This is a genomic window from Tolypothrix bouteillei VB521301, assembly GCF_000760695.4.
Taxonomy (GTDB): Bacteria; Cyanobacteriota; Cyanobacteriia; order Cyanobacteriales; family Nostocaceae; genus Scytonema; species Scytonema bouteillei_A.
Window position 1 is genome coordinate 217,804 of the sequence record NZ_JHEG04000002.1, and the last position, 16,377, is coordinate 234,180.

The following is a 16,377-nucleotide window of genomic DNA, read 5'->3' on the forward strand; positions in this document are numbered from 1 at the left end:
AAACAGAAGGGTGGAATTTCATTTTCCCACCCTTCTATTATTAATTATTGCTCGCGATCGCTCGCTGGCTGCTGGTTACCGATCAAACCATCACTCCTGCAAACTTTAGAAGATCGGCGATCTGGCGAATTTCTTTACCATTTGGTAGTTTGACACCTTGGGATGGGTCCCAATCTTGACTCAGAAAAGAGTTATTATCGTTTCTCATCAGACCAATGAAGGTTTCCGCGACAATGCGGCTACCAACTTCACCTAAAGAGTCGCCATTGGCACGAATTTCAGACTCTTTGAGAATGTAATACCATGCTGGAGTCTTTTCTAAGAAAGGTGCGAGGGCTTGATTCATTTGTGGTGAATTCCGGCGTTGAAGTTCTTCAGATGTCAATCTTTTCACACCCAATTTATCAGCTAGACTTTGCCCGGTAGGAATACTGAGGAAGTATCCGCGCAGTAAGTTCCGCTTGGCAAGATGTTTGAGAAGGTCATTGATCGCTTGAGTCTTAGCTGGATCGATTTCATTTTGCATATCTGACAAAAACTTTGTCAAACGCGTATCAATTCTGCGTGCTGAATTTCTACCTCTTATAGAAGCCCTACCTTTGTCAGCAAAGCGGTTCCATTCAATAATCCAGTTAAAGGGTAGAGTAGGATTACCTCCCAAACCTCCTTTTCCTGTAAACAGGAAGAGCAAATCAAATGTTGAATTAGCAACTCGTGATGGAGTGTCTCTGTCTGTAAAATTACGATTGTGGTCATACGCACCACGTATCAAACTATGACCAAATCGATAAGCTGCGACAGAGAATTCAAGGGGCATAAAGAGTTCTCCATTGCGTAGCTTGTAGAATTTCAGTCCACCCGTGAGGATGCTGTCTACTGTCCCCTTGACTGTGAGTGTTTTGAGAAAATCATTAATGACAAGCCATTGGTAATGCCAGCGAACTAACTGCTGCGCTCGGTTAAAAAGAGTTCGATTATCTTTAGCATTTTCAGGTTCGTTAGCTCGTACCCAATCTACAACTGCATTGTGGAACCGTAGAAAGGCAACATGGAACTGTGCCACAATCAGATTCTCATCGTTGCGACTGTCACCAATGATAGCTCTCTTGTTCTCATCGCGTGGCAGATCGCGCATCAAATCGCCTTCTGGCGGAATTTTAACTCCAGGTATACTTGGATCGTCAGTTGCTTGACCCACTTTGAGTTTGACTGGGTCCTTTTCTTGATAAAAATTCTTTGCTTCTGTTGGCTTTTGAGAAGGATCTAGGGTTGGTCCATCACCATAAACACTGTCAAGATCGAATGTCGGTCGGCGCAAATTTTTGAGTTTTTCAATAACAGTACTGGGTGGTAAAGGTTTGAAATCCTCGTTGGTAATGTCAGTTTTTAGATCTTGGGCCGTGCGGTCTGTGTTGGCAGTGATGTCATGGTCAATAAATTGTCCCCAGTAGGTAAAGACTGGAGGTATGGTTGAGCTAATTGGTGCTTGTGGTGGTAGCGGAGCGCTGAAGTCTGTACTGTCAATCATTGCATCGCCCAACGCTTTGAGCTTTGCAATTGTATCTTTGGTATTTGTAGCTGGCAGTAGGCTGTTTGGATCTTTAGCAAGTTCTGGAAAAAGGTAATCAAAATCGGTTTCTACGTCGATCGCCCGCGTCCCAGTTCCTTCAACTTCTTTTTCCTTAATATAACCACCGTGACTAAATTGAAATGGAATGCTTTGCATTATCTTCTCCTCGTTTATGTTTTCTTCTTTAGATGGTTTTGCAGATCGAAGTCGTTAATATTGTTTGAGATTCCCAAACACCCTTGTTTTTGTATAGTTGTCAGTGAAATCAACTTATGCGCTGTTAGCACTCACACTTGGTTGACTGCCTTTTTCTAAGGTGTCAGACAAAACCCTTTTCTGGTATCACCTTCAAGGGTACTTTTAACAATCTGTAATTTTGGTGAGTGCTTGGCGATCGCCCCTGTACAAAAGGTAATGATGATACAGTTTGATTGAATCCGAAAAAAAGCTCTGTAAAATTTAATATTTGGCGGGTACGGAAGTTAGAGTTTAGGAAATGAGGAAGATTTTTATCCTTAAGTGGGAGCGCTCATCGCCTGTGAAGGACTGACTTTGGGATTCTACAATCTAATGTTTTGGCTCTTGTATTATATGACTTTTTTGTCCTCGGTCAGTCCTAGCACAAGTTGCTTTTTTAATACTATTTCTTAGCAATACGCAATATTGCCGCTACACTGCGCTCCACATCAGCATCAGTGGTTGCCCAGGATGATACGCTAATTCGCATGGCTGTGTGTCCCTGCCAAACAGTACTCCCACACCAACAAGTACCATCTGCTTGAATCTCTGCAATGGCACGAAGAGTCGTTTCTGCATCTCCAAAAGATACCAAAACTTGATTCAAAACTACATCATTAAGAATTTGATATCCAGCTGCTTGAATTTCTCTTGCAAAATGTCTCGCATGATGGCAAGTCCGTTCAACAAGATCGGCAACTCCAGAACGACCGAGCGATCGCAGTGCTGCCCAAACTTCAACTCCACGGGCGCGTCTGGAAAATTCTGGTGTGTAGTCAGAGGGATTGCGGCGATCGCTTACAGTTGGTAAATACGAAGCACTAACCGCCATTGCGGCTCTTAACATATCTGCATTGCGAACAAATGCCACCCCGCTATCATAAGGAACATTCAACCACTTGTGAGCATCGGTTGCCCAAGAGTCTGCTTGTTCCACACCAGCTGTCAGATGAGCTAGAGAGGGAGATGCAGCTGCCCAAAGCCCAAACGCACCATCAACGTGTACCCACACTCCCGATTTGCGGGTACGTTCGCAAATCTCCCCTACGGGATCGCATGCACCCGTGTTGACGTTTCCAACTTGGGTACAAACGATCGCGGGACTCGTGACGGATGGGATTGCTTCCGGACGCATCCGCCCTTGAGAGTCTGCGGGTACCTTGACCACTCGATTGCGACCCAATCCCAACAATCCCAATGCTTTGAGCAAACTCGGATGCACTTCTTCGCCAACGACAACTGTAATGGGTGGTGCGCCAAACAACCCATCCGCTTCTACATTCCAACCTACCTGTTCGAGGACAGCGTGACGAGCAGCAGCGAGCGCTGTAAAGTTGGCAACAGTTGCTCCCGTAACGAATGCTCCACCACACTCAGGAGGTAAGTGTAATAAATCCAGAAGCCAGTATAGAGCAACCTGTTCCAAAAAGGCAGTTGCAGGTGTAATGTGAGCTAGCCCGGAATTTTGGTCCCAAGCTCCGGCTAACCAGTTGGCTGCTAGCGTTACGGGGAAAGAACCTCCTGTCACAAAGCCAAAAAAACGAGAACCCGCCATTGCCATCGTTCCAGGGGAACCAAGTTCATCAAGTAACTGTAAAATGAGTTCTGGATCGGCAGAATCTTCAGGTAGTGGCTCATCAAACTGAATCAGCTTAGCGATCGCGTCTGCTGATGGAGCAACTTTACGGTTTTCTAAGGATTCAAGATAACGAATTGCAAGGTTAGAAGTTGTTTCCAAAAGTTTCCGCATTGTTGAAGTTTATATTAAAGTGGCAAAATTATTCTTACCGAGCGCGGACATAAATTTCGATGTCATTCCCTCAAACAGTTAATTTTACCTGCTCGATGCCTTGACGCAACTCGCGCTGTCGCTTGAGCCAAGACTGTCGAACACCGTTGCGAATAACAGGAGCAAATTGACTCGCCCCCCATCTTAAGAATGCACTTTTCCCCAGTCGTTCTGCAAGAGATGCTTCCTCACTTTGAAGTTGCTGTGCTCTTATAATCTCCGATTCTCGCTCGGCTTGAATCTGTGGCAGTGCGGCATCAATTGCTTCATCTCCGGCTTTTGAAAGCAACAGGGGAACGAGATGATTTGCTGTAACGATCGCATCTCGTAATGCCATATTGATTCCTTGGGCGCGGATAGGTGACATGGGATGAGCAGCATCTCCTAAAAGGACTAATCCCGGTACATACCAGCGCGGACAGCGCCCAACCACAACAGATAGCAACACGGGTCGCTCAATGGTGTGAGCATTTTGCTGGAAATGCTCTGCCAACCATGGGGGTGATGCGGAAGCAAGCTTGACAGACCAATCGATGTGTTTCCAGTCTTGAGAGTCACCTTCGTGAAGCGCCCAGCCTACTTGAAGATTGCCTTCTGAGGAACGGAACAACCCAAATGCGTTTTTGTCCCGAACAATTGAATAAAAGATGTTTTTGGTTTCAAAGCGCGGGCTATCTGCCAATTTAAACCATAGAATGTTAAAGCTTTGAGATTGTTGCTCTAGCTCCAATTTGGCGCAACTGCGAACGGTGGAATTCCGACCATCTGCTCCAATGACTAAATCGGCAAAAAACGAGCGATCGTCACTCAGTTTTACACCCGAAACTCGTTTGTCGCTCCAATGTAAATCCCTGACGGTTGAACCCCGGACAAATTCAAAATGGGGGTAGGTGCTGGCAAGATTAATTAATGTTTCAAGGAAAGCAGGCTGTGAAACAAGGGTACAAGGCTTACTACCAGGTTCTAGTGGTTCATTCACTCGAAATAGGGTGCGGTTGTTGATGGAGAATTCCCAACCATCTAAGGGGCGATGGGGAATGGACTCCAGTACGGATAGTAACTCCATTTGTTCTAAGGCATCAAGTCCACTAGGCATCAGTCCTTCACCGCGAAAGGCTCTTTGGAAGTTACGGGATGCTTCAATGAGCTTGACTGCAATGCCTCGTTTTACTAAAAGGAGTGCAAGTGTTGCACCAGTAGGTCCTGCGCCAACAATGACAACTTGATTCATCCAGATTACTCCACTCCGCGCTATCTTAATTTTACAGTAGTTTTCAATTCAGCATTTTTGAATTTGCTTTAACACTGAATTATTTTTGAGATTATATTTAGCCAATCGACCAATTAAGAAAATGTTTATAAAGTCTGTTTCAGTTTTTGTACATCGTTTTTTACTTTCTTTAGCAGTAATGCTGCTAGTGTCCGTGTTGTTACCACTTCAAGCGCGGGAATCTTTTGTCACTACAGCACAGATGAATACGACATTGTTAAATACTATTGATGTCTCAGCCGCTCAAGGTAATGTTGGGATTGGGGTTTTAGACCTAAACACTGGTAAAAGTTGGTTTCGTAATGGCAAGCAGCGCTTTCCCATGCAAAGTGTTTACAAAGTGCCGATCGCAATTGCTGTTTTAAAGCGAGTGGATGAGGGTAAGCTTGGGCTCAACCAATCCGTGACTGTGACCCGTCAGGATTTTGCACCAGGATGGAGTCCAATGGCTCAAGAGTTTAAAGGTAACAGCCAAAAATTTACGGTTCAAGACCTTCTCGAACGTTCTGTTGGAATAAGTGACAATACGGCTGCTGACGTTTTGGTGCGATTGGTGGGTGGAACCGGACAAGTTAACGCGATTTTAAGTAGGCTGAAAATTCGTGATGTCCGTGTAGATAGATTAGAGAGGCAATTACAGTCTGATTGTGTGGGGCTGACCAAGTTTCGCCCGGAATTGGCTGATGAAAAAAAATGGTCTGAAGCTGTACAAAAAATTCCAGATAGTGTTAAGAAATCGGCAATAGAAAAATATCTTACAGATCCGCGAGACACTGCCACTCCTGAAGGGATAATTGATCTTTTGGTTAAGTTACAATCCAATCAGTTATTATCTAAAAAATCGACTGCTTTATTACTTAAAATAATGACTGATTCTCCAACAGGTGCAAAGCGTCTGAAAGCAGGGCTACCTAATAACTGGTCTATTGCACACAAAACTGGTAGCGGTCCTGATGTTTTGGGAATTGGAACTGCGACCAATGATGTTGGTGTCATCAGTTCGTCAAATGGAAAACGAGTGGCGATCGCTGTATTTATAGCTGGTTCTAAAGCCCCTGTAGAAGCTCGGGAAAAAGTGATGTCTGACGTTGCTTCAGCAGTTGTAAAAGCAGTGGAGTAAGCAGCACAAAGCTCATATCAGTTTAGTATTCCGTGTTTCAACCTAAGGTGGTGTACAGACCTTTAGAAAAGAGATGAAACATCGTGAAAAGGAAGAATTAGAATTAAGTTCTCCCCTTTTTTAAGGGGGGTTAGGGGGGATCGAAACCGTAAGAATGCACTTTAGAAGACTTGCGTACACCACCGTAGGTATTTCAACTCGGGTATATGTTAAGAATATCGCAAAACTCCATTATCATTAGAAATTCCCCGAATCGCAATTGATGTATAGTTATACGTGCCATCCATTCTGCGACAATATGCTGTTAAGATATCTCCAGCAATAGTTATGTTCTCACAGGACTCTTGATAACTACTATTGGTTGTAGGGTCGCTATCATAGCGCAAAACTCCATTATCGTTGCAGATTCCCCGAATCAAAATTGATGTATGGTTATATGTACCATCCATTCTGCGACAATATGCTGTTAAGATATCTCCAGCAACGCTCATATTTTCACAGGACTCTTGATAACTGCTAGGAGCAAGCTGTACGGGTTTATCTTTAGTTTTTGTTTTAAGAACTGGAATTTGCCCGGAAGAAGTATGTTCTAGTTGAACCGCAACCTTACCTTCCTCAAAAGCCCTTTGAAACACATCAAGATTATCTGAAGTGGCGTAGCCCAATCCATCGTAAAAACCAATTGCAAATGCGATCGCAGCTTTGTCCCCAATCGGCTGATTCATTCCAATCGCATAATTAATGTATTCACCAATTGCAGTCGCTGGCTTGACAGAATGACAGGCGTTAAGTAACACGCATTCTACATAATTTGCGTGCAATTGAAACAATGATGCCAGTCCTTCTGCGGGGACTGGCTTATTTTCTTCCGCATCGTCTTCTAACAGCAAGCTACCATCTTCTAGCCCGTGTCCGCAAAAGTGAACAATTTGGGGCTTTTCCTCTGCAAGAGCACGGCGAATATCCTGAGGGCGGACAGCAGTTCTGAGCGTAACCTTAAATAAATTCCGTTTTGTAGCGCGGCGAATAGCTTCTTCAATTGAGCGAATTTCTCGATCCAAACGCAATCCATGAGGAATTGCAGCCAGAATTAGGATTGTTTTCACACCCGTGCTGTCACTCATAAGTTGTGTATGAAGCAGGTATTAAGGTTGACGCTTTGATAAAATCAATTTACAGCTTTATTATAGATGAGTCAATTCAGCTATCTTCGATTCTTAAACCTATAAAATGCAGCAAGTAGCCGCTCACATTGGCTTCTTTGTGAAGCAGTTTGAGCAGCTACCCAAAGTTTAGGTGGAGTGGCTGGTGTTGCAATCGCCGCTCAAATATATCTTCAAGCAGATAGCCCGTTCTTTTCTTCGCATTACCCATTGAATTTAAACTCCAAATCCGAGGGATGTACGAACCAGGTGGGAATCATCAGTAATTATCCCTGTTTTCGTATATAAACACACAGATAATTAACATATTTTCTAAAACTAGAGTGATAAAGTACTAAATACCTACTCCTGAGATAAATATGACTCAACAGTTTTCTCCTGACAAAGTCAATTTTATTGATTTAAGTCTAATTAATAATAATAACCACACCCTACTTCAAGAAATGGAACGATCGCATTTAGAGCCATGAATACTTTGTGTATGACTGCAATCTTTTTCTCTGTTTTTGACCATCAAGATTCAGTAATTCAGTACTACTCCTGTTGTAAGAGTGACTCTTAATTGTCACTTTTAATTACACCCTTCTACCAGAAGGATTGGTTGCAGAGTTAGAGTTAGAGAAAACTTTGACAAAATGCATTCAAGCTAAGAAAAATTAGTTGCTACAGCATTGTAGCTGTTTACATTCATAAGTAATTATAATAATCTTTACCATGTTAAAACAAGCTTTATCTGCTATTAAGAAAGTCTCCGCTCGTCTACTCTGTCAGCTTTTAGGACAGCCTAGTATTAGTCATTTAGAAACTCAACTGCAAACTCAACAGGTTCAAATTCAGCAGTTAGAAGAGCAAGAAAGAGCACTTTACCGAGTTATTAGTAAAATCCGAGCTTCTCTGGAGTTAGAAACAATCTTTCGTACAGCCACTAAAGAAACTTGCAAGTTACTCCGCATCGAGCGAATTGCCGTATACCGTTTCCATGAAAACTGGGGTGGAGAATTTGTCAGCGACTTTGAGTTTGCAGAGCCTGGATGGGATGATGTAGAAACATTAGGAAAAAATACGATTTGGAACGATTCTTATTTACAAGAATATCAAGGAGGACGGTATCGTAATAATGAAACCCTAGCTGTTTCAGATATTTACTCAACAGGCTTTTCTCAATGCCATTTAGAAATTTTAGAACAGTTTCATATTCGAGCTTATGCAACAGCACCAATTTTTGTTGGAAAAAAACTGTGGGGAATACTTGCTGCTTATCAGCACTCACAGCCACATGAATGGAAAAAATTAGAAATTCAGTTTCTCTCTCAAATTGCAACACAGTTAGGGTTTGCAGTGAAACAAGCAGAATTTTTAGCTCAAGCAGAACAAAAAGCAGCAGAACTGCATAAAGCAAATCAGCAGCAGGAGATTTTGTTTAATTTAGTTGCTGAAATTCGTGAATCTCTTAATCTAGACACCTTGTTTAAAACGACTGTACGAGAAATTCGTAAAGCTCTCCGTAGCGATCGCGTCGGGATTTTTCAATTCGATCTTGAATCGAACTATACCTCTGGTGCATTTGTTTCCGAGAATGTTTTGCCTGACTACGATTCTACGCTCGCTACAAAGGTGAAGGATCATTGTTTTGGTGAAAAATATGCCGATGCTTATCACCAAGGGCGCATACAGGTATTATCAGATGTTTATAAATCCGGGCTAAAAGATTGTCACCTTCGCGTGTTAGAGCAATTTCAAATCAAGGCACAAATTATTGTACCCCTTATGAAGGGTAAAACTTTATGGGGATTACTATGCGTTCATCAATGCCGTTCTCCGCGAGAGTGGACCACATCGGAAATTCAATTTATCCGACAGTTAGCAGCTCAGTTTAATGTGGCTCTAGAACATTCAGAATTATTAGAGCAATCTCGCTCTCAAGCTCGTCAACTTGAGAGGGCAAATCAAGCTTTAGAACTTGCAAATTCTCAGTTAGAAAAACTGAGTAAGTTAGATGCTTTAACTAAAATAGCAAATCGTCGTTGTTTTGATGAATTTTTAGAGCAAGAATGGAACCGACTCACAGGAACTGAGAACTATTTATCTTTAATTCTATTTGATATTGATTATTTTAAGGATTATAATGATTGTTACGGACACCTAGTTGGAGATGAATGCTTAATACAAGTTGCTCGTGCAGCAAAATCTGTATTAAAGCGTCCTACAGATCTACTTGCTCGTTATGGTGGTGAAGAATTTATTGTGGTTTTGCCAAATACCAACAAATCAGGTGCTATTAAAGTCACTCAGTTGATTCAAAGATCTATTCAAAAATTAAATATTCCACATACGAGAAAAAATGATTGTCAATCTATTGTGACCGTCAGTTTAGGTGTTGCAATTCAAAGACCAACATCTCAAAGTTCCGCTCAAAGCTTGATTGATGCAGCCGATAAAGCTTTGTACAAAGCTAAAGAAGAAGGACGCAATCGGTGGGTTTGTGCTACAAAAGTTTATCCCCAACAATACAGACAACTTTAACAATTTCTTCAAGGAAACCCTACGCGAATAACGGGGGGCTTAAGGGGAATGGCACTAAGAAATAGTAGAAGCCTAGCGACACGGGGACTTGGAGACGCGGGGACGCGGAGAGACTCAATTAAGGAGGGGAAAAGGAGAAATAAGGAGCTTACCGCAGATGTTATAACTTTGTAAAGCACAGAGTTCGACGTTTCTATTCAATGAGTTAGAAACGGCTAAGATTTGGGAAACATACTGTAAATGAAGCAGTTTTATTGTCTCAAGGTGACTGAAATGACTACAGCAGTTGAGCCACTGACCAAGATTCTGGGTTATAGAATTAGCGAGCGACTGTATGCAGGCTCTAGAACCCTAGTTTATCGCGCAATCCGCGAGGTCGATCGATTGCCAGTAGTCATCAAGATACTCAAGCAGGAGTATCCTACATTCAATGAATTGCTGCAATTCCGCAATCAGTACACCATTGCCAAAAATCTTGACTTCGGGGGTATTGTTCGTCTTTACAGCTTAGAACCTTACCACAACAGCTATGTATTGGTGATGGAGGACTTTGGTGGTATCTCGTTACGAGAGTGGATACACAAAGAAATCAACAGCAACTGCGCTTGCGAAGGGAGTGCTCTGCGCTATCACCCTTTGGGTAGCTCCCTTTATAAGTATCCCTTGAAAGTGTTTTTGGACATTGCGATCGCCCTAGCAACAATTCTTGATGCACTTTACCGCCACCGGATCGTCCACAAAGACATTAAGCCTGCCAATATTTTAATTAACCCAGAAACCCAGCAGGTAAAGTTAATTGACTTCAGCCTTGCTTCCCTACTTTCTAAAGAAACCCAAGAAATTTACAGTCCTAATGTTTTGGAAGGTACTCTCGCCTATTTGTCACCAGAACAAACCGGACGGATGAACCGAGGAATTGATTACCGTAGTGATTTCTACTCTTTAGGTATTACTTTCTTTGAACTTCTTACCGGACAATTGCCTTTCCAATCTAACGATTTGATGGAAGTCGTTCACTGTCACATCGCCAAACAACCTCCTAGTGTTGACAGCTTGAATCCTCATATTCCCCCGGTGCTATCTCATATCATCAGCAAACTGATGGCAAAAAATGCTGAAGACCGCTATCAGAGCGCTTTAGGGTTGAAACACGATCTAGAGATATGTCTGAACCAACTGCTAACCACCGGGCAGATCGATCGGTTTGAAATTGGACAACGAGATGTGTGCGATCGCTTCATCATCTCAGAAAAGCTCTACGGTCGTTATAACGAAGTAGCAAGTTTACTAGCAGCTTTTGACCGAGTTTCTCAAGCAGGTAGCGAACTCATGCTAGTGGCAGGTTTTTCCGGTATCGGCAAAACTGCTGTAGTTAACGAAATCCACAAACCAATTGTGCGGCAACGGGGTTACTTTATTAAAGGTAAATTTGACCAGTTTCAACGCAACATTCCCCTATCTGCTTTTTTACAAGCATTTCGCGATCTCATCGGGCAATTACTCACTGAAACTGATACACAATTAGCTCGATGGAAGAACAAAATTCTCTCAGCTTTGGGAGAAAACGCTCAAGTCATTATTGAAATGCTCCCAGAACTCGAGCGCATAATTGGTCAACAACCTTCTGTTCCCGAACTCTCAGGTAGTGCTGCTCAAAACCGCTTCAACATCCTATTTCAAAAATTTATCCAAGTGTTTGCTACAAAAGATCATCCTCTGACGATCTTTATCGATGACTTGCAGTGGGCAGATTCTGCTTCCCTCAAGTTTATGCAACTGTTAGTGAGTGAAATAGAGAGCCGCTACCTCTTATTAATTGGGGCTTACCGAGATAACGAAGTCTCTGCAACGCATCCACTGATGCTGACACTTCAAGAAATTGAGAAATTAAAGGTTAAAGTCAATACTGTTACTCTTGCTCCTCTAGATCGATCCTCAGTGAATCAGTTAGTTGCTGATACATTCAGTTGTTCGCTGGATCTCGCCTTACCATTAACAGAGTTAATATTTAGCAAAACGCTGGGAAATCCATTCTTCACGACTCAGTTTCTCAAAGCACTCTATGAAGATCGATTGATTGCATTCAATTTTCATGGTGGTTACTGGGAGTGTGACATTGCACAGGTTCGCTCCCTTACCCTAAACGATGATATTGTAGAATTTATGGTAGTTCAAATCCAGAAGTTACCCCAAGCCACTCAAGAAGTGTTGCAGTTAGCCGCTTGTATTGGTAACTCTTTTGATTTAGAAACGCTAGCCATCGTTTATGAAAAATCCCAAACTCAAACTGCCAACCATCTGTGGAGGGCTTTGAAAGATGGGTTGATTTTACCGCAGAATGATGTTTATAAGTTTTTTCAACAAGAAATATTTTTGAGCGATCGCGAGCCATTGGTAAACGGTCAACTAGGAAAAATAACCACCAGCTATAAATTTCTGCACGATCGCGTCCAGCAAGCCGCTTATTCTTTGATCCCTCAAAATCAAAAGCAAACGACTCACCTTAAAATTGGGCGACGGTTGTTAGAAAACACATCACCAGCAGACCAGCATGAGAAAATTTTTAATATTATCAACCATCTCAACCTGGGTGTTGAAGCGATCGAGCTTCCTCACGAACGAGAGCAATTAGCAAATCTTAATTTGGTAGCGGGTCTTCAGGCAAAATCTGCAACAGCATATGAAGCGGCACTGAGATATTTGAGTACAGGTATAATGTTCCTAGAACCCCATAGCTGGCAAAATCAGTATGATTTAACACTGAATTTGTACTTAGCAGCAGCAGAAGCAGAATACCTGAATACGAACTACGAGCAAGCAGATCGGCAAATAGAAACGCTTCTGGAAAATGTCAGGGATACATTACAAAAAGCGAGAGTTTACGAAATCAAAATTCAATCTTTAATTTCTCAGTCTCAGATGCAGTCAGCGCTAGATATAGCGTTAGAGGTCTTGCAGATGTTAGGTATCAGTTTAGAGAACGAGGCGATCGCCATCTCAGAGATTGAAGCATTAATCGACCTACCAGAAATGACTGACTTGGATAAACTAGCAGCACAGGGAATTTTGATGACCGTTGCTCCTGCGGTTTTCCTTGCGAATCCCCAAATGTATCCACTCATTGTCTTTACAATGGTCAATTTGTGCATTAGATATGGCAATTCTAGCTTTGCAGCTTATGCATATGTCATCTATGGATTATTTCTCTGTGGTGGAGGGGATATTGAGTCTGGCTATAAGTTTGGTCAGCTCGCGATCGAGTTGTTAGACCGCTTTGATAGCAGGAAGCTTAAATCTAAAGTTTACTTGATGTTTCACAGCAATATTCGCCAATGGAAAGAACACTTTCAAGCTAGCTTGATACCTTTGCAGGAAGCATTTCATATTGGTTTGGAAACTGGAGATTTAGAATTTGCTTGCTACAGTGCTATGACATATTGTGATTTTTCTTTTCACACTGACTCAGAGCTAGAAACAGTACTCTACAAGCAGACTCAGTATCTAGAAATTACGCAAAATTTAAAACAAGAGTATCAACAAATTCACATTCAAATAAGCAGGCAATTTCTATTAAATTTAAGCGATCGCGCAATAGATAAGTTACGTTTGGTTGGTGATAGTTGTAATGAAACCGAAATGTTACCAATCTGGACTAAATATGAGGTAGGCTTCATCTTATTTATTGTATATTTATACAAACTCATTCTTACCTATTTCTTTGAAGCTTATGGTGATGCAGTGGAAAATCTGCGACTAGCAGAACCATACCAAAACGGTGCTAGAACCACAATTCATATTGCGGAGTATAATCTGTATTCATCTCTAGCGCTCTTGGCGCATTATCTGGATGTATCAGCGTCCGAACAGCAGCAGTATCTCCAACAGGTCGCTGAAAACCAAGCACAGATGCACCTGTGGTTAACTTACGCCCCAATGAACTATCAACATATGTGGTGTTTGGTCGAAGCAGAAAGAAACCGGGTGCTGGGTAACAGAGCCGTCGCCATCGAAATGTATGACCAAGCTATAGAGAGGGCGAAACAGCAGGGCTACATTCAGCAAGAAGCGATCGCAAACGAACTCGCTGCCAAGTTTTATCTTCACTGGGGCAAACAGCAAATCGCACAAAACTACATGATTGAATCCTATTACTGCTATACTCGTTGGGGAGCTAAAGCTAAAGTTGCCGATTTAGAAACTTGTTATCCCCAACTTTTAGCCCCTATCCTCGAACAAATGCCTTTCGCTTTCTCTACTAGTGAAACCATCGTTGTACCCGGTCGGATAAGTTCTCACAATTCTGCCTCTTCAGGTAATAATACTGCCTCAGTTGCTTTAGATTTAGCAGTGATTCTCAAGGCTTATCAAACCCTTTCTAGTGAAATTGAATTAGAAAAACTTGTCTCTACCTTGCTGCACGTCGCCCTGGAAAATGCAGGAGCTGATAAGTGTGTGTTGCTGCTGTCTGAGAACGGTCATTTGTTAGTACAAGCGATCGCCAATATAGAGAATTCCTCAACACTACTCCACCCACAACCGATAGAAGAATGTTTAGAAGTACCGTTGAGTCCAATCAATACTGTTAAACGCAGTTTACAACCATTAGTAATTTTAGATGCAACTGTACATCCTAGATTTACTCATGACCCATACATTCAGCAGCACCAGCCCAGGAGTATTTTGTGCAGCCCTATTTTGCATCAAGGAAAATTGTTGGGTATTTTGTATCTAGAAAACAATCATTCTATTGGAGCGTTTACCGACGATCGCGTTGATATCCTCAATCTCCTTTGCACTCAAGCAGCAATTTCTTTGGAAAATGCTCGTTTGTATCAAAAATCACTGCACTACGGTCAACAGTTAGAGCGATCGCTGCAAGAGATGCAGCAGATGCAGCTGCAATTGGTACAGAGTGAAAAAATGTCAGCTTTGGGAAATTTAGTGGCTGGTGTTGCTCATGAAATCAACAATCCTGTCGGTTTCATTTCTGGGAACATCGAACCAGCTAAAGATTATGTTCGAGATTTGTTGGATTTAATCACTCTTTACCAAGAAAAGCTTCCCAATCCTGACACAGAAATTGAAGATAAAATTGAAGAGATCGACTTGGAATACATACGTGAGGATTTACCCCAGTTGCTCGAGTCCATGAGCTTGGGAGCTAATCGCATTCGCAGTATTAGCACCAGTTTGCGAACCTTCTCTAGAACCGATAAAGATTGCAAAGCACCCTTCAACATTCATGATGGTATTGACAGCACAGTTTTAATTCTCAGACACCGTTTGAAAGCTAACGAATGCCGTCCCGCAATTGAGGTGATTAAAAATTATGGTGAAATCCCTCTAGTAGACTGCTTTGCCGGACAACTCAACCAAGTCTTTATGAATTTGTTAGCAAATGCCATTGACGCCCTAGAAGAATCTAATTTAGGGAAGAGTATGACAGAGATCGCCGCCAAACCCAATCGCATTACAATAAAAACCCATGTAGCTGAATCAGGTCAGCATATTGTGATTCGGATTGCTGATAACGGAGTGGGAATGTCCCAGGAAGTGAAGCAGAAGGTATTTGACCATTTGTTCACCACGAAAGCCGTTGGTAAAGGAACAGGATTGGGATTGGCGATCGCACGTCAAATTGTAGTAGAAGCTCATGGAGGCACAATTGACGTAGATGTTATTCCGCAAGAGAAGACAGAGTTTGTAGTCACGCTGCCGATTGTTGAGGCATAAATATCACCTCCGAATAAAGATTTATCCTTAAGGCAGCAGAAGCGGCGAATCTTTGAGTTTTTGGACAGAGAGATTAGTGCCTTCCCGCTCGAAGATTTCTTAATTAAATGAACCGCAGAGGCGCAGAGGACACAGAGGAAAGAGGAGAAGAAGATCGGTAGTCTTATGGCGGAAAGGGAGTAATAATAGATTGCAGAAAATAAACTTTTATTTATTCTTATAGAAGAATAAGTACTCTACCTCTGTAAAGAGGAAAGCAAAATTTTATGCCAACAAATACAAACAATGTTTCCTGCTAGATGTGCTGTTTCACATTGTATTAAATTGCTAGCTTCTTAAGACCAGGTCAGCCTATTTTCTAATATTATTTGCAAATCTTATTACCTCGATCTATCAAAAGTAGGAAGTTTACAGATGTAAGAGTTATCACAATGAAAGTTAACATTTTTTTTTGAAGTGTTTCTCTATAAAGACTTGAACAAATTTTAGGAGAGAGTCATGCAAAACGATAAAGATTTTACTTCCTATAAAACCGGAATAACTTTGCAAAAGGGAGATTCTGGTACTGCTGTAACTCAATTGAAAGAGCTATTGAATGCTCAGGGTTCTACTTTGCCTACAGATGATACTTTTGACTCAGCAACTCTTTCAGCAGTCATTTCATTTCAGCAGAAGCATGGATTACCTGTAAATGGAGTTATTGATTCCCAAACTTGGACAGTTCTCCAAAAGGTTACACACTCATAAAAACAGAGTTTTAGAATGACTTCACAAAACATCAACCCCAGGCAAAAAATATTTACCTAGGGTTGGAGCACGTTTTTTCACAGTTTAAAATATTCTTGGATAAAGAATATACAGTTAAGGATGGAAGGATTTTTTGCTGTTTATATTTGAAAATCAGGTAGAAACGATCGCTCGATCGTCTGGCGGGCGATCGCCCTTATTGCAAAAGCGCTCAACTTGAGTCAA

The 16,377-nt window shown here is 41.9% G+C and carries 8 protein-coding genes; 4 read left to right on the plus strand and 4 right to left on the minus strand.

The window, feature by feature from the left end; all coding sequences use genetic code 11:
• Positions 1–82: 82 nt before the first annotated feature.
• The 3 genes from HC643_RS39745 to HC643_RS39755 form a co-directional block, all read right to left on the minus strand.
• Entirely contained in the window at positions 83–1,726 is a 1,644-nt protein-coding gene (locus tag HC643_RS39745) for a peroxidase family protein (RefSeq protein WP_050046210.1), read from the minus strand.
• A 484-nt stretch (positions 1,727–2,210) separates the two neighbouring features.
• Positions 2,211–3,557, minus strand: coding sequence for a pyridoxal phosphate-dependent decarboxylase family protein (locus HC643_RS39750; protein WP_038090124.1), 1,347 nt, complete (start codon positions 3,555–3,557; stop codon positions 2,211–2,213).
• 70 nt (positions 3,558–3,627) lie between these two features.
• Entirely contained in the window at positions 3,628–4,827 is a 1,200-nt protein-coding gene (locus HC643_RS39755; protein WP_038090121.1) for an FAD-dependent monooxygenase, read from the minus strand.
• 121 nt (positions 4,828–4,948) lie between these two features.
• Between HC643_RS39755 and bla the strand changes: the two genes are divergently transcribed.
• Positions 4,949–5,986 (plus strand): class A beta-lactamase, encoded by a 1,038-nt coding sequence (bla, locus tag HC643_RS39760; RefSeq protein WP_038090118.1) that lies wholly within the window; start codon positions 4,949–4,951, stop codon positions 5,984–5,986.
• Between the two features lie 209 nt (positions 5,987–6,195).
• Here the strand turns inward: bla and HC643_RS39765 are convergent, their stop codons facing one another.
• Positions 6,196–7,110, minus strand: coding sequence for a mannose-binding lectin (locus tag HC643_RS39765; RefSeq protein ID WP_082051784.1), 915 nt, complete (start codon positions 7,108–7,110; stop codon positions 6,196–6,198).
• Positions 7,111–7,863: 753 nt separating this feature from the next.
• On the opposite strand from HC643_RS39765, the gene HC643_RS39770 reads away from it, so the two are divergent.
• The 3 genes from HC643_RS39770 (at position 7,864) to HC643_RS39780 (ending at position 16,152) form a co-directional block, all read left to right on the plus strand.
• On the plus strand, positions 7,864–9,672 hold the full coding sequence (locus tag HC643_RS39770) for a diguanylate cyclase domain-containing protein (protein ID WP_038090116.1): 1,809 nt from the start codon (positions 7,864–7,866) through the stop codon (positions 9,670–9,672).
• Between the two features lie 273 nt (positions 9,673–9,945).
• A complete protein-coding gene (locus HC643_RS39775; protein ID WP_038090157.1) occupies positions 9,946–15,405 on the plus strand; it encodes an ATP-binding sensor histidine kinase in 5,460 nt (1,819 codons plus the stop codon).
• 498 nt (positions 15,406–15,903) lie between these two features.
• Positions 15,904–16,152, plus strand: a complete 249-nt coding sequence (locus tag HC643_RS39780; RefSeq protein WP_050046211.1) for a peptidoglycan-binding domain-containing protein — start codon at positions 15,904–15,906, stop codon at positions 16,150–16,152.
• Positions 16,153–16,377: the final 225 nt, after the last annotated feature.